The organism is Paraburkholderia sp. BR13444 (assembly GCF_040948755.1).
GTDB classification, from domain to species: domain Bacteria; phylum Pseudomonadota; class Gammaproteobacteria; order Burkholderiales; family Burkholderiaceae; genus Paraburkholderia; species Paraburkholderia youngii.
The window spans coordinates 602625-618376 of the sequence record NZ_JBFPKM010000003.1 but is presented as its reverse complement, the minus strand read 5'-3'; the positions used below and the strand labels follow the sequence as shown (position 1 = coordinate 618376).

Here is a 15752-nt window from a genome sequence, read left to right as displayed (position 1 = left end):
GAAAACCCCGCCGAAGCGGTAATGCCGTTCAGTTAAGCGAATGAACGGCAATTTGTTTTTGATGGGCGCGTCAATGGGACGTCGCGACGTTTCTAGACGTGGTCTCGAGGTTGCGCGCATCTCGCGCGGCAAGGACTTCGGATTTGCCGGCAATCCGCTTTACGACGCGAAAACGCTCGGCAGCGGCACGGCGATTGGTTTGCGTAAAGAAGATACCGATCTGCAGGAAAAGATCGACAAAGCCATTGCCGATATCCGCGCCGGCTGCACTTACGACCGCATTGCTTCGACCTGGCACTCGCGCGGCCCGACATCTAAACTGTTCTCGTGACTTTCCTGAGCCGTGATGTGGCGAGCCGGTATGGCGAATCGGTTGCAACCGGCGCTTCCCCGGCCCGACCCGCATTGGGGAGGCACTGACATGCAAGGCTTTCAGATCACGTTCTTCACCCAGCAGGGGCGCAGCCATCATGGCAAGCCGCTTGCCGACTGGCTCGTGCGTCTCGCGAGCGAACTCGGCCTGCGCGGCGCGACCGTGATTCCAGCTTGCGAAGGCATCGGCCATCATCACCGCATTCACTCCGCGCACTTCTTCGAGCTTGCCGATCAACCGTTGTCCGTCGTGATGGCGGTGACGAGCGACGAAGCCGATCGGCTGTTCGATCGTCTTCGCGCTGAGGGTTTGCATCTGTTCTACGTGAAAACGACGGCCGAGTTCGGCGTCGTCGGAGAGGACGACGGGGCTTGAAGGCTCCGCTCTCGATGGCAAGTCCCGAACCCCGTTTTCTCGACCTGGTCCGTGCACGCGCGCGGGCATCCAGCCGCAAGGGCTGCGATGGGCATGTCGAATGCTTCGCTACTGGAGCCGAGTCATCCCAAGGAGAGCGAATCATGCGACAAGTTGCGACAAACATGCTGATCGCGCTATCGGCCATTGCGTTGATGGCGGGCACATCCGGCTGCAAGCGGTCGGCCGAGAACGGCCGCATCTCGACGGGCCAGATGAGCAGCGGCGTGATGAGCAATTCGGCGAGCCCGCGTGGCACACCCGGCGATAGCGACGCGGCGAAGCGTGCGAACAGCGAGGCGGGCGCGGCAGCGAGCGCATCGCCCGCCGTGAGCGACGCCGCGGCGGTCCACAGCACGCCGGCGAGCGGGGCGTCCGCGACGCAGTAGGCGTCGCTCATGCCCGGCGCATCGCAGAACTATTCGTCCAACGGATCGGGGTCGCCCAATGCGGAGTCGATTGCGCGCTGAGCATTGTCGACGGCCTCGCCGATCGCGGGCTTGCCGCGCAGCGCGGAGCGCGCATGCCGCGGAGCGGTCCAGTCTTCGAGGTCGCGAGCGTCGATACCAGTGCGATCGATTCGCGTGGTGATCGACGAACCGCCGGCCGGGTCGTCCTCGACGAGCACGGTGATGGTGAAGCCGCGGTGGAGATGAACTTCCTGCATCGACGGTTCTCCTGGCTGGTTCGCTTTCGGGATAGCATGCGCCGTTCCACGTGCGCAGGGGCTCGTGAGCCTACGCCGCGGGCTCCTCGTGCCGCACGTTGACCATCCACGGCACGCCGAAGCGGTCGATCAACGTACCGAAGCCGCTGGTCCAGAAGGTCTGCTGAAACGGCATCGTGACCTGTCCGCCATCCGCCAGCGCATTGAAATATTTCTCGCCGGACGTCTGGTCGTCGGCGGTGACCGACAGGCTGAAGCCTGCATGCACGGTATCGCCCCCGCGACAATCGCCATCCGACATCAGCACGTGCGTGTTACCGATGACGAGCGTCGCGTGCATGATCTTGTCGGCGTGTTCGGGCGCGACCGGGCGAGCGGGATCGGGCGGCGCGTCTTTCGCGCGCAGCTTCAGCAACTCCTGCGCGCCGAGCGCCGAACGATAGAACGCAATGGCTTCCTCACAACGGCCATTGAAGTACAGATAGGGTTGGATTTCCATGCTGGTTTCCTGAGACGGGCGAGGGTAGGCAGATGATTCTATCAGCGCGATTTCGCGGACGGACGGCTATCGAGCCTGCGATCAAGCGATGCCTGCCGCGCTTCAGTGTGCCCCCGCTTCATGCCTTCCCGGCATGACTGCCGCCATTGGCTGGATAAGCCTCCTGCAACGCAATCGAGCCGGTTTCCAGCAGCGATTTGAGGTTGGACATGATCTTCGGCCAGCCGCCCGACACCGCCTCGATGAACTTCGACTGATCGCGCTCGATCGTATGCGTGAGCGTCAGCTTGACCGCCGTTCCGCTCGGTTCGAGCTCCATCGTGCAGAGCGAATCGCCTTCGGCCTGCAGCTCGGGCCGTTTTTGATGCCGCCAGCGAATCACGAGGCGCCGCGGCGGCACAGCCTCGATGATCTCGCCCGCGTCGAAAGTCTCCCCCGCGCTCGACACGAGTTTCCACGACGAGCCCGCCGTCCATTCGCTATCGCAGTGCATGCCGAACCAGTACTGCTTGATGAACTCCGCGTCGGTGAGCGCCGACCACAACTGTTCGGGCGTGGTGCGGATATAGGTCACGTAGACGAATGTCGATCTAGTCATTGCCTTTCTCCAGGCGTCGTTTCAGGGAAGAGAGCGCCTTCAGGCGCGGTTTTTCGAACTTGGCAATCCAGCGCTCGTAGATCTGCTGCAGCGGCACCGGATTGAGGAAGTGCAATTTCTCGCGCCCGCTGCGCACCGTCACGACGAGGTTCGCCGCTTCCAGCAAGCCCAGATGCTGCGTCACGCCTTGCCGCGTCATGTCGAGGTGCTCGCACAGGTCGTTCAGGGTCTGGCCGTCGTGCGCATGCAGCACGTCCAGCAGCTTGCGCCGGCTCGGATCGGCGAGGGCTTTGAATAGCAGGTCTGTGTCGTCGGGGAGCTCGGCCATGAACGGCTATAGGCAAGTGATCTGTTGCATTTACTATAGGCAAGAGGTTGCTTGCATGTCAAGGGGAGTGAGGAAGCCTCGTAGGTCACATATCGGTGCACAACATAGTCTGCGGGAGCGCCGAAAACCCCGTTCAGAGACACAAAAGTCTGCGGCAAGCGCGAAATTTCCGATGCGCCGCACAATTTCTAAGGGTTTTCGGCTTGAAGCTGATGCCACGTCGGCAGCAATGGCGATTCGCGCAAGGATCTCCGTCAAGCTCTCGCTCGTAGACGTCTTTTTCGGCCAGATGTTTGTGAAACAAGGGAGTGCACGCAGCGACCAGTATTCATTGCGTTGCTCAGCGGCCCCGTCGAGTGAGCGCTGTACTTGTCGTGCGCTGTCGACTAGACCATAGACGGGCAGCGAGCTGACCGCTTTCTGCAGCTCCGTGCGACTGAGAAACTGCCGCTTCGAGAGCTAGCAGGGTCGCATCGACGCATGGTTCGCACGAACATCTCCGAAGCTTTCATATCGGCTGGCGGCTTCAATGAATAGAGATTTCAGAACCGCAAGCAACGGCTTGTAGAGTCGCGGCGCCCAAAGGTATCCGAAGCGCATCCTCCGATTCAACGTGCCGCCGAATCGTCTGGCAAACCGTACGAGTCCAGTGAGTCGACGCCCAATCGCAAGACTTCGACGGGCGCCTCCAGGCGTTCCGTGAGACCTTTCTGGTATGCCTTGAAGGCAGGAAGCTCGGTGACGGCTGCCGAATCGTCAGCGGCGAGATTCACGAAGAGGTGAATGAATTCACGGCCGTTTCTGAACAGCGCATAGGCGATGTGTTCGGGCGCCGTATTCCGGAGGCTATCGAACACAGCCCGCGACAGCGCTTCGTTTTCCGCGGTGTGTTCGGGTTTGATGGTGTAGCGCACCAGTGTCAGTCGTTGCATGATTTCTTCCTTTCACGGTTATCGGTGCCGGTGTGGTCCGATAACCGTAAAGACGACGGCGACAAGCTAAAGGATGCGCGCGAAAAAAATTTTTCCGGACCGCATCCTTTGGGTGAGCGGGAACGTCTATTCGATATCGGGGTGCGGGATCAACCGGAGGATTCTGCTTTGGATGCGAATGAACTCACTCAACTGGTGGCGGCGATGCGCCCGCGTCTGCATCGGTATTGCACGCGCATGATGGGCTCGGCTTTCGATGGAGAAGACGTCGTTCAGGAGACGCTGTCCAATGCGGTCGCGGCCTGTTCGGCAGCCGGCGAGATTTTGCACCCGGAAAGCTGGTTGCTGGCCATTGCTCATCACGCGGCGCTGGATGCACTGCGCCGCCGCAAGCGACAAGGCCACCAGGAGTCCGACGAGGTGCTGGCGAATCTGACGGACCACGGCGCCCAGGCCGATGCGAGAGTGGCGGCGACCGCGAGTCTCGCGATGTTTCTGCATCTGTCCGTCGTTCAGCGCTCTTGCGTGGTGCTTGCGGATGTACTTGGCTATTCGCTGACGGAAACGGCAGCGATCCTGAGTGTCAGCGTTCCATCAGTCAAGGCCGCGCTGCACCGGGGGCGCGTTCGGCTCAGGGAACTGGTCGGCGTATCGGACGCCGCGCTACCGCGCCTCGCCGAAGCCGACCTCGAGCGGCTGCGCGCTTACGCCGAGCGTTTCAACGCTCGCGACTTCGACGCGTTACGCGATCTGCTCGCCGAAGAAGTCCGTCTCGACCTCGTGAGTCGAGCGCGTCTGGCGGGCCGCAAAGACGTCTCGGTCTACTTCACGCGGTATGCGGAGTCGACCGGCTGTTCGCTGTCGTTGGGCTGGGCCGAGCATCGCCCGGTGCTGCTGGCTACCGATCCGGTAGTGGCCGACGCGGGCGTGGCCTATGTCATCCTGCTGGATTGGACCGACGACGACCGTATCATCGCGATCCGCGACTTCCGGTTCGCGCCTTACGTGATGGAAAGTCTCACGGTGCAGCGACTGTGATCGGCAAGGCGAGGCGGCGCTAACACTGTTGCGATAGGTACGACTGTCCGGTGAGTGCCGCATTCTGGGCAGGAGATCCCGCTAAGATACATTCTTTCTTCAAGAGATCTCTGCTCATGACTACGTTAGCTGGTCGCCCTAACACCGCCCTGCTCGTGATCGACCTTCAGAACGCAGTCGTTGCGAACGCATATCGACGCAATGAAGTGCTCGAAACGGTCAACGTGCTCATCGAGCGGGCACGCACTGCGCGCGTTCCAGTAGTTTGGATTCAGCACACCGACGACGACCTCACGGAGGGCAGCGAAGCGTGGCAACTTGTTGCCGAACTCGTTCCGGCGCCAGGGGAGGCGATTGTCGAAAAGAGTTATCGCGACGCGTTCGAAGACACCGATCTGGAGCAGGTGCTGTCGAGGCTCGGCGTTGGTCAGCTCATTGTGACCGGTGCGCAGACGGACATGTGCGTCCGATCAACGCTCCATGGTGCACTCGCGCGCGGCTATGACGCGACGCTGGTCGGCGATGCCCATACGACAGAGGACATGACGCAAAGAGGCGCGCCGTCACCAGATGCGGTGATCAGCCATACCAATATGTACTGGAGCAATCAAAGGGCGCCGGGTCGCTTGGGCGGGGTCATCGAGAGTAAGGAGGTTGATTTCGCGCGCTCTGACTTACGCGCTGACTCATGTTGATGAGAGCGTGACCAGTCTCCGAATCGTCCGAACCCTCAGGCGTTGTGGGCACCTGGACAAATGACGAATATGCCTTGGACTGATTCAAACCGGTCTGGAGCGTGCCATGGCAACCTTCCCCCAAGGCTTTTATATTAGTTTGGTCGCTCCGATTGGCGGTTCCCTCGAGTTCACCACCGATCCGTTCGACCCAGGCCCAAATCAGCATCTTTGCGGAGCCACCTGCGAATGAAGGTATCGGTTTCAGCTTTGGCGCGACCTCGGCGTAAAGCAATAAAAACCCTGCTTCGCCGGTAATGCCGTTCGGTCAAGCACTGAACTGCATTCTTGCCACCCGCAAGCGCACACGAAAATCATCATCCTTTGCCAGCCGAATCGTGACACGGCCCTGTTGACCCGCGTACTTTCAGCACCGCTGGCACCGTATATCCTTGCCGCGTCGCGTGGCCGTCTAGCGCATCGAGCAGATGCCTCGCGGCCACCGTGCCGATCTCGCGTGTGTCCACGTACATCGTCGTAAGGGGCGGGCGCGCTTCGCGTGCGATCGCGAGATCGTCGAAGCCGGTGACCGAAAGCTGCCCGGGAATGGCGATACCCAACTCTTCCGCCTCCCGCAACACGCCCAGCGCAATATGATCGTTGCCGCAGATGATCGCTGTCGGACGCGGCCCGGGCTGTTGCCAGAGCGAGCGCAACGCGCGGCGGCCAAAATCGAGCGTGGATTCACCTTCAACGAGATGCTCCGGCCGCACCGCGAGGCCATGACGCTCGAGCGCGATGCGAATGCCCGCGAGCCGCGCCTGCACCCGGTCGTTGTCGCGCGTCGGCTGGATGCAGACCGCGAACGACCGGTGCCCGAGCGCGACGAGATGTTCGGTGATCTCCTCATACGCGGCGCGGTGGTCAACGCCGATGCAATCGTGCGGACTGCCTTTGCGCCATGCATAAAGCACGACGTAGGGCACACGCCAGACGCGAAGCGCCTCAAACAGCTCCGGCGGATGCGCTTCGCCGACTACCGCGATCGCCTCCACGCCACGCGCGAGCATCGCTTGAACCTGGGAGAGCGCCTCCTTGGGATCGTAGTTCGAGCAGCCGAGAAAAAGCGTGATGCCGCGCGCGGCGAACGCGGCCTGCATGCCGCTCACCTGCGAGGCGAACACCTGATCATCGAGCGTCGGAATGACGATGCCCGCGATGTGGCTGCGCGTCGATGCGAGCGCCCGCCCGGCCGCGTTCGGAAACCAGTTCAGCTCCAGCGCGGCCTGCTCGACGCGCTCGCGCACGCTGTCCGATACTTTGCCGGGCTCGTTGTACACGCGCGATACCGTCGCCGTGGACACGCCCGCGCGCTTTGCCACATCGGACAGGACCGTGCGCCCCGTGCCGCGGCGGGAGCGCGCACCGGCCGACCGAGCGGCCGGCGGCCGTTCTTCTTCGAGAGCAGAGGTAGAGGCAGGGGCGGAGGCGGAAGAGCGAGGCATCGACGTTCAAGTTTCGTACAGGGAGCCCGTCATCTTACTCGCGGCGCGATACAACGGCGCATCGGTCACGCCCCGGCTGCGATGCGCGAGCGGAAATGCTCGGTACCATCGACGATCTTGTCGAGCACCGCGTCGAGCGCCCAGAAGCGCTCGCGCACGTCGTAGTCGATCGCGCGGCAGCGAATGGACTGGAACGTGCCGATGCGCTGGTGGTAGATCTTCGCGAGCGCCGGATAGCCGAGCGCCTCCGACACCGCCGCGAGTACGAGAAAAGTCGAAAGCTCGTGTGCGAGCGCCGGATTCTCGTCGGCGCGGTTGCGCAACCAGTTGTACAGGTCCGGATGAAAGTTCGTGAACACACCGTTGAAACCTGCCGAGCCGGCTTTCATCGCGTCCCACGCGATCGCGGCATTCGCGTTCAGGATCTTCATGGGCGAGCCCTTCGCCAGCGCGACGCGGCGCTTCACGGTGTCGAGATCGCAGCTCACGTCCTTCAGCATCACGAAGCGGCCGGTATCGATGCACATCTTGAGCTCGTCGTCGGACAGCAGGCGCCGGTAAGGAGCGGGGCACTCGTACAGCCCCAATGGAATGTCGGAAGGAAGGCGGCTCATCAGGCGACGCAGGTTCGCCGTGAACGCTTCGGTGCCTTCGCGGCGCGGATCGAGCCGGTTCGTCACCAGCACGATGCCGTCCGCGCCCGTCGCCGCGGCCGCGTTCAGCTCCTGGGCCTGGGCGTCCGGATCGTCGCTGATATGGCCCGAGACCACCACCGGCGCGCGGCCGGCCACGCGCTCGACCACGAAGCGGCCAAGCGCGGCGCGTTCGTCGAGGCTCAGGAATTGCATTTCGCTCGACTGGGCGACCGCGAAGAGCGCGTCCGAGCCATGCGCGAGATACCACTCGATCAGTCGTTCGAGCCCGGCATAGTCGATGGTCCCGACGTCGTCGAAAGGCGTCAGCATGACGGGAACGATGCCTTCGATCGAGCGCGTCGAGCGCGGCAGGGAAGTGGGGAGGGTCATGTCGGTGTTGTCCTCTTGAGAATTGAAAATGACGCTTCTCAGGCGTGAGCGCGAGCCGGCGTACCCGGTTCGGTCTCGAACTCGATCGGCTTGCGCACGAGGAAGAGATAGCTCATTGCGCCGACGAAGGCGATTCCCGCGGCCGTCAGCAAAGCCAGCACGAAGGACCACGCCTGCGCGATGTAGCCCGTGAGAATGGGCGCGAGTGCGCCGCCGAGAAAGCCGCCGAAGTTCTGGATCGCGCCGAGCGAGCCGACCCGGTTGGCGGGCGCAGCAGCCGTCGCGAGCGCCCATGAGCAGGCGGACGCCGCGTTGGCGAGAAAAATCACCACGGAGATGCAGACGATGGCGATCGTATTGCTTTCGACGAGTGCGGCCGGCACGGTGAACGCCACCATGCCGAGCATCGCGATGACGACCGCGTTGCGCCTGCTCGCCACCGGCGACGCGCTCCTCTTCGTGATGAGGTCGGAGAACCAGCCTGCGCAGAGCGCGCCGAGAAAGCCGCAGAAGAAGGGCACCGAGGCCGCGATGCCCGTGTGCATCAGAGTCATGTGGCGCTCTGTCGTCAGGTAGCCAGGCAGCCAGGTCAGATAAACCCAGTTCAGATAGACCGAGCCGAAGAAGCCGATCAGCATCCCCCAGGTCGTGACGTTCGAGAACAGCGCGCGCCAGTCGGCGAAGCTGAGCTGCTCGGCAGGCTTCGTCTCCACGGCGTCGCCTTTGAGGTAGCGCAGTTCCTCTGCAGTGAGCGCAGAGGGGTTTGGATCACGATAGATAGCGAGCCAGATCACCGCAACCACGAGACCGAGCGCGCCGGTAACGACGAAGGCCCAGCGCCAGTGAAATTCCACGACGAGCACCGACAGGCACAGCGGTGCGAGCGCCGTGCCGAGCGGCGACGCTGAATTGAAGATGCCGGTCGGCTTGCCTCGCGCGCGCAGCGGAAACCAGTTGCTCACGACGCGCGCCGCCGACGGAAACTGCGGCGACTCGCCGATGCCGAGCACGATGCGCGCGACGACGAACCAGCCGAAGGTGGACACGATGCCGCCCGCCGCCTGCGCGAGCGACCAGATGATCAGGCCGACTCCGAGCAGCCTGCGCGGTCCGATGCGATCGACGAGGCCGCCGACCGGCAGTTGGAAGAGCGCGTAGCTCCAGGAGAATGCCGACAGCAGCAGCCCCATTTCCCCGAGCGACAGACCGAGATCCTTGCGGATCAGCGGATTCGCGACCGCGAGTGTGCCGCGATCGAGATAGTTCACGATGCCACTCACCATCAGCAGCGTCAGCGCCACGATCTGGGCGCGGCGCACGCGCGGAGGTGCCTGCTCGGACACGGGGGTCGGGTTCATGCTGTCGTCTCCATGTTGTGTTGTGGATAGGCTGCGATCCCGCGCAGCCGGGTCTATCGAACCGTTGCCGGGAACGCGGGTTGCGCCCGCACTTCGGCCTGGGTCGGAATGGATGCCTGCGCGCCTTGACGTGTGACGCTGAGCGCCGCGGCCCGCTGTCCGAACTCGATCGCGTCGCGAATGCTGGCGCCGCGCACGCGCTCAGCCGCGAAGCCGCCGACGAAGGTATCGCCGGCCGCCGTGCTGTCGATCGCATCGACGCGCGGCGCGGGCAGGTGGCCTTCCTCTCCAGTCGTCGCATACCAGACGCCCTCGGCGCCGAGCGTGACGATCACCGTCTCCACGCCTTTCGCGCGCAGACGGGTCGCAGCCTCGCGCGCGGAAGCGGGACTATCGACGGCAACGTCTGTCAGCAACGCCGCTTCCGATTCATTGAGGATGAGAAAGCTCGTCTGTTCGTAAAGTGCGTCTGGAAGGGCCTGCGCCGGGGCGGGATTGAGCAGCACCGGGGTGCCGAACCTTGCCGCGAGCGAAATTGCGTGCGCCACGGCATCGAGCGGCACTTCGAGCTGGCAAATCAGCATGCCGGCCGCAGCGATGCCGGCAGCCGCGGCGTCGATGTGATCGGGCATGAGCGCCGCGTTGGCGCCGGGCGAAACGACGATCGTATTCGCACCGTCCGCGGCCACGGTGATGACGGCGATGCCGCTCGACGTGTCATCGACCGTGTGCAAATGCGCCGTGTCGATGTGTTCGTGCTGAAGGCCGTCGCGAAGCTGCGCGCCGAATTCGTCGCGGCCGACACAGCCGAGCATGGCCACCGAGGCGCCGAGACGCGCCGCCGCGACCGCCTGATTGGCGCCCTTGCCGCCAGCGAATGTCGCGAACGCGCCACCGAGCAGGGTTTCGCCGCGCGCCGGAAGTCGCTCCGCATGGACGACGAGATCCATGTTCGCACTGCCGACCACGACGATCCGGCCCGAGGAATGCTCGTCCGGAGTTCGAATGTTAGCGCTTACATTTTCTCGTACTTTTGACGGTGACATGTCTGAATTATGGGGATATTGCTGATTGATGGGCGTGTTAGCGCTTACATTAACGCGCAAAACAGCGCCCGGGGCAACGGAAAAATGACGTCATCAGGGAAACTCCCTAAACGAGTCAGCGGACCGGCGATCGCGCTCCGCTCGCCCGCAGGATCATGCTGACCACTTCTTCCGTCGTAGCTTCGAAGCGCTTCGTCGAGAGTGCGCGCTTGCCCGAGAGCGCGCATATCTGAGCCTCGAAATCGGCGTAGTGCTGCGTGGTCGCCCAGATCATGAAGAGGAGCGTCCGAGGGTCGACGGGCGCGAGCAACCCTTTGGCTATCCATCGCTCGATCAGCGTCACCCGTGTGTCCATCCACGGCTTCACGCGTTCGAGCAGGATCTCCTGCATATGCAGCGCCCCGCCGATGATTTCGTTGGCCCACACCTTCGAGCCAAGTGGGCGGCGCCTTGACAGGGCCATCTTCGCGCGCACGTAGCCGCCGATCGCCTCGACCGGATCGTCGCTTGCATCGAACAGGTTGGCGGCGGCGTTCCATTCCTCGAACACATCGTCGAGTACCCGCCAGTACAGCGCCAGTTTGGTCGGGAAGTAATAGTGCAGATTCGCCTTCGGTAAGCCCGCGCGCTCTGCGATCAGCGCCGTGCTCGCGCCTTCGAAGCCGCGTTCGGCGAACACGGCTTCGGCGCAGGCGAGTAGATGGGATTCGTTCGACGCACGAATGGAGGCTTTGCGCCGATGTGGCTTGTGCGATGTGTCGGCGGCGCGTTGCGCCTGCGCGGTGCCGCGCGTCGCGAGGGGCGCGGGCCGCGTGGTGGGTTCGTCGTCGCGCATGTTATTCGGTCCATTTGGAAGAGAAGGGGAGCGCGGCCGCCGCGCGCATGCCGGCTTCATTGTAGCCATGATGCAAGCGCGTCGCGTATTCACTGGCAGCGGAGAAAAGCACAGTACGGGCGCCTGGTTTTTCGCGCACTGCAGCATCAATGGCACGCTTCTCGCTCGTAACTCCGCATTGAATTCACGAAGTTTCTCGTCTAAAACCTGTCCAATCGGACAGGATTCGAAGGGTTGGGTTTCAGGGGCCGCGCAGTGCCATCGAGACGTGCACCGTCGTGTCTCTTCGCGCCCCACACGATGGCATGCATGCACGTTTGAGAAGCACGGACAGGAGAACACGCATGAACGCAGTAAGCGAAGCCGCGCTGACGACCGCGATCCACGTGAACGGCCAGCGCTTGTGGGACAGCCTGATGGAGATGGCCAGGATTGGCGCCACGCCCAAAGGCGGCGTATGCCGTCTCGCGCTGACCGATCTCGACAAGCAGGGCCGCGATCTCATCGTGCAATGGGCGAAAGAGGCGCGCTGCACGGTCAGTGTCGATCAGATGGGCAACGTGTTCATGCGCCGCGCGGGGCGCAACAACGACCTGCCACCTGTGATGACCGGCTCGCACGCCGACTCGCAGCCGACGGGTGGGCGCTTCGACGGTATCTATGGGGTGCTTGGCGGCCTCGAAGTGATTCGCTCGCTCAACGACTACGGCATCGAAACCGAGCGGCCTGTTGAAACCGTGATCTGGACCAACGAAGAGGGCTCGCGCTTCGCGCCGGCGATGGTCGCCTCCGGCGTATTTGCCGGCGTGTTCACGCTCGAGTACGGGCTTTCGCGCAAGGACGTCGACGGCAAGACCATCGGCGAGGAATTGCAGCGGATCGGCTATGCGGGCGCAGTGCCGTGCGGCGGCCGCAAGATTCACGCTGCGTTCGAGCTGCACATCGAACAAGGGCCAATACTCGAGGCCGAAAGCAAAACGATAGGCGTGGTCACCGACGCGCAAGGCCAGCGCTGGTACGAAGTCGTGCTCACGGGGCAGGAGGCGCACGCGGGGCCTACGCCCATGCCGCGCCGCCGCGACGCGTTGCTGGGCGCCTCGCGTGTGGTGCAGCTCGTCAATGAAATCGGCCTGCGTCACGCGCCGCTCGCATGCGCGACAGTTGGCATGATGCAGGTGCATCCGAACTCGCGCAACGTGATTCCCGGCCGCGTGTTCTTCACCATCGACTTTCGACATCCGCAGGACGAGGTGCTGGCGCAAATGAACGCCGAGCTGCGCGAAGGCATCGCGAAGATCGCGGAACAGGGCAAGCTGCAAGCCGAAGTCGAGCAGATTTTCTATTACGCGCCCGTGCCGTTCGACGAGGCATGCGTGAAGTCCGTGCGCGCGGCGGCCGAGCGCTTCGGCTATTCGAATCGCGACATCGTTTCGGGTGCAGGTCACGACGCGTGCTATCTCGCGACGGTCGCGCCGACCTCGATGGTGTTCGTACCGTGCATCGACGGCATCAGCCATAACGAAGTCGAGGACGCGACGATCGAATGGATCGAAGCCGGCGCGAACGTGTTGCTGCACGCCATGCTCGAACGCGCGAGCGAGCCCGGTTGACGCACAACGATCGAACGCAAGCGGTCTCAGCGCCGCGCTGTCTTTCCAACGATTCCCCACGTACCGGCCGTGCGCCTCACGCATACGGCCGGCGGACTCGTGTTTTGCCTCGCAAGGAGCATCCGGATGTCCCCGACCACCTCGAATGCCGCCAACGGCATCGTGCCAGGCCGTCTCAGTGCCGAGCAACTGGGCTGCAATTTCGCCGACGTCGCGCCGCCGCTTTCCGCGAATGCGGCCGTGATCGCCGCCGACCGCTGTCATTACTGTTACGACGCGCCTTGCGTGAACGCATGCCCCACGGGCATCGACATTCCCGGTTTCATCCGCAAGATCGGCAACGGCAATCTCAAGGGCGCGGCGCGCGATATCCTCGGCGCGAACCCGCTGGGCGGCATGTGCGCGCGCGTGTGCCCGACCGAGATTCTCTGCGAAGGCGCCTGCGTGAGAAATCATCAGGATGGCGAGCCCGTTCAGATCGGCGCGCTGCAACGTCATGCCACCGACTTCCAGATGGCGCGCGAAGCCGCCGGTGCCCCCGCGCTATTCAAGCGTGCCAGCGAAACGGGCCGTCGTGTTGCCGTGGTCGGCGCGGGTCCCGCCGGTCTTGCCTGCGCGCACACGCTCGCGCTCGCCGGGCATCGCGTGAGCGTATTCGACGCGCGCAAACAGGCGGGTGGCCTGAACGAGTACGGCATCGCGGCGTACAAGACGGTCGACGGCTATGCACAGCGCGAAGTGCGGTGGCTTCTTTCCGTTGGCGGGATAGAGCTGCGCCTGGGCCAGCGACTGGGGCACGACGTGACGCTAACGGAACTACGCGCGGCGTATGACGCGGTGTTCATCGGCGTGGGCCTTGGCGGCACGCATAAGCTCTGCATTGAAGGCGAACTGCTCGACGGCGTGCTCGATGCGGTGGATTTCATCGCGCGCGTGCGCGAGGCCGACGATCTTTCCAGCGTGCCCGTGGGTCGCCAGGTGGTGGTTCTCGGAGGCGGCAATACGGCAATCGACGCGGCCGTGCAAAGCCGCAAGCTGGGCGCGCAGCAGGTGACGCTCGCTTACCGTCGCGGCGCGGCGCAGATGAGTGCCACCGGGGCCGAACAGGAATTTGCGCGCAGCCAGGGCGTGGTGTTGGCCGAGTGGATGAAACCGCTGCGTATCGTTGGCGACACGCAATTGCGGGCCGTGGAGTTCGAGCGTACCCAGCTCGATATGAGCGGCGCACTGCGCGGCACGGGCGAGCTCGTGCGCGTGGAGGCCGATATGGTGCTGAAGGCAATCGGCCAAACGCTCTTACCCGAAGGCCTCGACGGGTTGCAGCTCACCGAAGGCGGACGCGTCGCGGTGGATGCGAACGGCGCCACCTCCCTTGCGGGCGTTTTCGCTGGCGGCGACTGTGCCGGCCACGGCGCCACCGATCTGACCGTCCAGGCCGTGCAGGACGGCAAGCTCGCCGCGCACGCGATCGACCGCTTTCTGGCGAATCAGTCTGCCAGGGCCGCCTGAGCCGCCCGATCGCCACACCGAATCCAGATAAAACCAAGGAGTCGCATCATGGCCGACTTGCGCTGCACGATTGCCGGCATTCAATCACCCAACCCGTTCTGGCTCGCCTCGGCACCGCCCACCGACAAGGCCTATAACGTCAACCGCGCCTTCGAGGCGGGGTGGGGCGGGGTGGTCTGGAAAACGCTCGGGCTCGACCCGCACGTGGTGAACGTGAGTTCGCGCTATGGCGCCACCACCTGGCGTGGCCAGCGCATCGCAGGTCTGAACAACATCGAGCTCATCACCGACCGGCCGCTCGACGTGAACCTCCAGGAAATCGCGCAGGTGAAGCGGGACTGGCCCGACCGGGCGCTCATCGTCTCGCTGATGGTCCCCTGCAACGAGCGCGACTGGAAGTGGATTCTGCCCCAGGTGGAAGATACCGGCGCGGATGCCGTGGAGCTCAACTTCGGCTGTCCGCACGGCATGAGCGAGCGCGGCATGGGCGCAGCGGTGGGGCAGGTGCCTGAATACATCGAAATGGTCACGCGCTGGGTGAAAGAAGGCACGCGGCTGCCTTGCCTCGTGAAGCTGACACCGAACGTCACCGACATTCGTCACGGCGCACGCGCGGCGATGAAGGGTGGTGCGGACGGCGTCTCGCTCATCAACACCATCAATTCGATCGTCGGTGTCGATCTCGACGTGATGGCGCCGCTGCCCACCGTGGATGGCAAGGGCACGCATGGCGGCTATTGCGGTCCTGCCGCGAAGCCCATTGCGCTGCACATGGTCGCGGAGATCGCGCGCGACCCGCAAACGCACGGCTTGCCCATCTCCGGCATCGGGGGCATTTCAGACTGGCGCGACGCCGCGGAATTCATCGTGCTGGGAGCGGGCAGCGTGCAGGTATGCACCGCGGCGATGCACTACGGTTTCCGGATCGTCAGCGACATGATCGACGGCCTTTCCAACTGGATGGACGACAAAGGCTACGCGAGCCTCGACGCGATTCGCGGCCGCGCCGTGCCGAACGTCACCGACTGGCAATACCTGAACCTCAACTACGACATCAAGGCACGTATCGATCAGGACCGCTGCATCCAGTGCGGGCTCTGCCATATCGCCTGCGAAGACACCTCGCATCAGGCGATCACCGCCACGCGCGACGGCAAGCGCCACTTCGAGGTGGTCGATGCGAACTGCGTCGGGTGCAATCTGTGCGTGCATGTCTGCCCGGTCGACCAATGCATCACGATGGAGCGTGTCGATTCGGGCGAGCGCTACGAGAACTGGAGCTCGCACCCGAACAACCCGGCGCGTGTCGCCGATCCGAAAGCCGCCTGACACTTTCAAGCC

The 15752-nt window shown here is 63.7% G+C and carries 17 protein-coding genes and 1 pseudogene; 8 read left to right on the top strand and 10 right to left on the bottom strand.

What is annotated here, in order from left to right:
* Positions 1–124 precede the first annotated feature (124 nt).
* The 3 genes and pseudogenes from AB3X95_RS11860 to AB3X95_RS11850 all read left to right on the top strand — a co-directional run.
* Positions 125–331 (top strand): annotated as a pseudogene (locus AB3X95_RS11860) (transporter substrate-binding domain-containing protein); the annotation flags it as partial.
* Between the two features lie 90 nt (positions 332–421).
* On the top strand, positions 422–748 hold the full coding sequence (locus AB3X95_RS11855) for a DUF190 domain-containing protein (RefSeq protein ID WP_018433711.1): 327 nt from the start codon (positions 422–424) through the stop codon (positions 746–748).
* A 143-nt stretch (positions 749–891) separates the two neighbouring features.
* Positions 892–1176 (top strand): hypothetical protein, encoded by a 285-nt coding sequence (locus AB3X95_RS11850; RefSeq protein WP_184226963.1) that lies wholly within the window; start codon positions 892–894, stop codon positions 1174–1176.
* Positions 1177–1205: 29 nt separating this feature from the next.
* Here AB3X95_RS11850 and AB3X95_RS11845 read toward each other — a convergent pair whose 3' ends face one another.
* From AB3X95_RS11845 to AB3X95_RS11825, 5 genes are all read right to left on the bottom strand, one after another.
* A complete protein-coding gene (locus AB3X95_RS11845) occupies positions 1206–1454 on the bottom strand; it encodes a hypothetical protein (protein ID WP_184226962.1) in 249 nt (82 codons plus the stop codon).
* 70 nt (positions 1455–1524) lie between these two features.
* Complete coding sequence (locus AB3X95_RS11840) at positions 1525–1953, bottom strand: VOC family protein (protein ID WP_176121608.1); 429 nt, start codon at positions 1951–1953, stop codon at positions 1525–1527.
* Between the two features lie 118 nt (positions 1954–2071).
* Entirely contained in the window at positions 2072–2551 is a 480-nt protein-coding gene (locus AB3X95_RS11835) for an SRPBCC family protein (RefSeq protein WP_184226961.1), read from the bottom strand.
* Positions 2544–2879: a helix-turn-helix transcriptional regulator gene (locus AB3X95_RS11830; RefSeq protein WP_176111653.1), complete on the bottom strand. Its 336-nt coding sequence runs from the start codon at positions 2877–2879 to the stop codon at positions 2544–2546. The genes AB3X95_RS11835 and AB3X95_RS11830 overlap by 8 nt, the downstream gene beginning before the upstream one ends.
* Positions 2880–3487: 608 nt before the next feature.
* Positions 3488–3811: a hypothetical protein gene (locus tag AB3X95_RS11825; RefSeq protein WP_368621407.1), complete on the bottom strand. Its 324-nt coding sequence runs from the start codon at positions 3809–3811 to the stop codon at positions 3488–3490.
* Here AB3X95_RS11825 and AB3X95_RS11820 point away from each other — a divergent pair.
* Together AB3X95_RS11820 and AB3X95_RS11815 are read left to right on the top strand one after the other, a co-directional pair.
* Complete coding sequence (locus AB3X95_RS11820; RefSeq protein WP_368621406.1) at positions 3806–4849, top strand: sigma-70 family RNA polymerase sigma factor; 1044 nt, start codon at positions 3806–3808, stop codon at positions 4847–4849. The two genes, AB3X95_RS11825 and AB3X95_RS11820, sit on opposite strands and share 6 nt — an antisense overlap.
* Before the next feature lie 116 nt (positions 4850–4965).
* Positions 4966–5544 (top strand): cysteine hydrolase family protein, encoded by a 579-nt coding sequence (locus tag AB3X95_RS11815; protein WP_368621405.1) that lies wholly within the window; start codon positions 4966–4968, stop codon positions 5542–5544.
* Between the two features lie 356 nt (positions 5545–5900).
* Here AB3X95_RS11815 and AB3X95_RS11810 read toward each other — a convergent pair whose 3' ends face one another.
* The 5 genes from AB3X95_RS11810 to AB3X95_RS11790 form a co-directional block, all read right to left on the bottom strand.
* Complete coding sequence (locus AB3X95_RS11810) at positions 5901–7028, bottom strand: LacI family DNA-binding transcriptional regulator (RefSeq protein ID WP_368621404.1); 1128 nt, start codon at positions 7026–7028, stop codon at positions 5901–5903.
* 65 nt (positions 7029–7093) lie between these two features.
* Positions 7094–8053, bottom strand: a complete 960-nt coding sequence (locus AB3X95_RS11805; protein ID WP_368621403.1) for a dihydrodipicolinate synthase family protein — start codon at positions 8051–8053, stop codon at positions 7094–7096.
* Positions 8054–8091: 38 nt separating this feature from the next.
* Positions 8092–9411, bottom strand: coding sequence for an MFS transporter (locus AB3X95_RS11800; RefSeq protein WP_368621402.1), 1320 nt, complete (start codon positions 9409–9411; stop codon positions 8092–8094).
* A gap of 53 nt (positions 9412–9464) precedes the next feature.
* A complete protein-coding gene (gene rbsK, locus AB3X95_RS11795) occupies positions 9465–10379 on the bottom strand; it encodes a ribokinase (RefSeq protein ID WP_368621401.1) in 915 nt (304 codons plus the stop codon).
* A 193-nt stretch (positions 10380–10572) separates the two neighbouring features.
* Positions 10573–11292 (bottom strand): TetR/AcrR family transcriptional regulator, encoded by a 720-nt coding sequence (locus AB3X95_RS11790; RefSeq protein WP_152852841.1) that lies wholly within the window; start codon positions 11290–11292, stop codon positions 10573–10575.
* 344 nt (positions 11293–11636) lie between these two features.
* On the opposite strand from AB3X95_RS11790, the gene AB3X95_RS11785 reads away from it, so the two are divergent.
* The 3 genes from AB3X95_RS11785 (at position 11637) to preA (ending at position 15740) form a co-directional block, all read left to right on the top strand.
* Positions 11637–12902, top strand: coding sequence for a Zn-dependent hydrolase (locus AB3X95_RS11785; protein ID WP_368621400.1), 1266 nt, complete (start codon positions 11637–11639; stop codon positions 12900–12902).
* A 126-nt stretch (positions 12903–13028) separates the two neighbouring features.
* The gene (locus tag AB3X95_RS11780; RefSeq protein ID WP_184226956.1) at positions 13029–14411 is read left to right on the top strand and encodes an NAD(P)-dependent oxidoreductase; all 1383 of its coding nucleotides are present in this window, start codon (positions 13029–13031) and stop codon (positions 14409–14411) included.
* Between the two features lie 48 nt (positions 14412–14459).
* Positions 14460–15740, top strand: a complete 1281-nt coding sequence (preA, locus tag AB3X95_RS11775; protein ID WP_368621399.1) for an NAD-dependent dihydropyrimidine dehydrogenase subunit PreA — start codon at positions 14460–14462, stop codon at positions 15738–15740.
* Positions 15741–15752: the final 12 nt, after the last annotated feature.

Excerpts from the sequence above, each read along its gene's own strand:
- AB3X95_RS11855 (WP_018433711.1), top strand. The coding sequence starts at position 422 with ATGCAAGGCTTTCAGATCACGTTCTTCACCCAGCAGGGGCGCAGCCAT.
- AB3X95_RS11850 (WP_184226963.1), top strand. The coding sequence starts at position 892 with ATGCGACAAGTTGCGACAAACATGCTGATCGCGCTATCGGCCATTGCG.
- AB3X95_RS11845 (WP_184226962.1), bottom strand. The coding sequence starts at position 1,454 with ATGCAGGAAGTTCATCTCCACCGCGGCTTCACCATCACCGTGCTCGTC.
- AB3X95_RS11840 (WP_176121608.1), bottom strand. The coding sequence starts at position 1,953 with ATGGAAATCCAACCCTATCTGTACTTCAATGGCCGTTGTGAGGAAGCC.
- AB3X95_RS11835 (WP_184226961.1), bottom strand. The coding sequence starts at position 2,551 with ATGACTAGATCGACATTCGTCTACGTGACCTATATCCGCACCACGCCC.
- AB3X95_RS11830 (WP_176111653.1), bottom strand. The coding sequence starts at position 2,879 with ATGGCCGAGCTCCCCGACGACACAGACCTGCTATTCAAAGCCCTCGCC.
- AB3X95_RS11825 (WP_368621407.1), bottom strand. The coding sequence starts at position 3,811 with ATGCAACGACTGACACTGGTGCGCTACACCATCAAACCCGAACACACC.
- AB3X95_RS11815 (WP_368621405.1), top strand. The coding sequence starts at position 4,966 with ATGACTACGTTAGCTGGTCGCCCTAACACCGCCCTGCTCGTGATCGAC.
- AB3X95_RS11810 (WP_368621404.1), bottom strand. The coding sequence starts at position 7,028 with ATGCCTCGCTCTTCCGCCTCCGCCCCTGCCTCTACCTCTGCTCTCGAA.
- AB3X95_RS11805 (WP_368621403.1), bottom strand. The coding sequence starts at position 8,053 with ATGACCCTCCCCACTTCCCTGCCGCGCTCGACGCGCTCGATCGAAGGC.
- AB3X95_RS11800 (WP_368621402.1), bottom strand. The coding sequence starts at position 9,411 with ATGAACCCGACCCCCGTGTCCGAGCAGGCACCTCCGCGCGTGCGCCGC.
- AB3X95_RS11790 (WP_152852841.1), bottom strand. The coding sequence starts at position 11,292 with ATGCGCGACGACGAACCCACCACGCGGCCCGCGCCCCTCGCGACGCGC.
- AB3X95_RS11785 (WP_368621400.1), top strand. The coding sequence starts at position 11,637 with ATGAACGCAGTAAGCGAAGCCGCGCTGACGACCGCGATCCACGTGAAC.
- AB3X95_RS11780 (WP_184226956.1), top strand. The coding sequence starts at position 13,029 with ATGTCCCCGACCACCTCGAATGCCGCCAACGGCATCGTGCCAGGCCGT.
- preA (WP_368621399.1), top strand. The coding sequence starts at position 14,460 with ATGGCCGACTTGCGCTGCACGATTGCCGGCATTCAATCACCCAACCCG.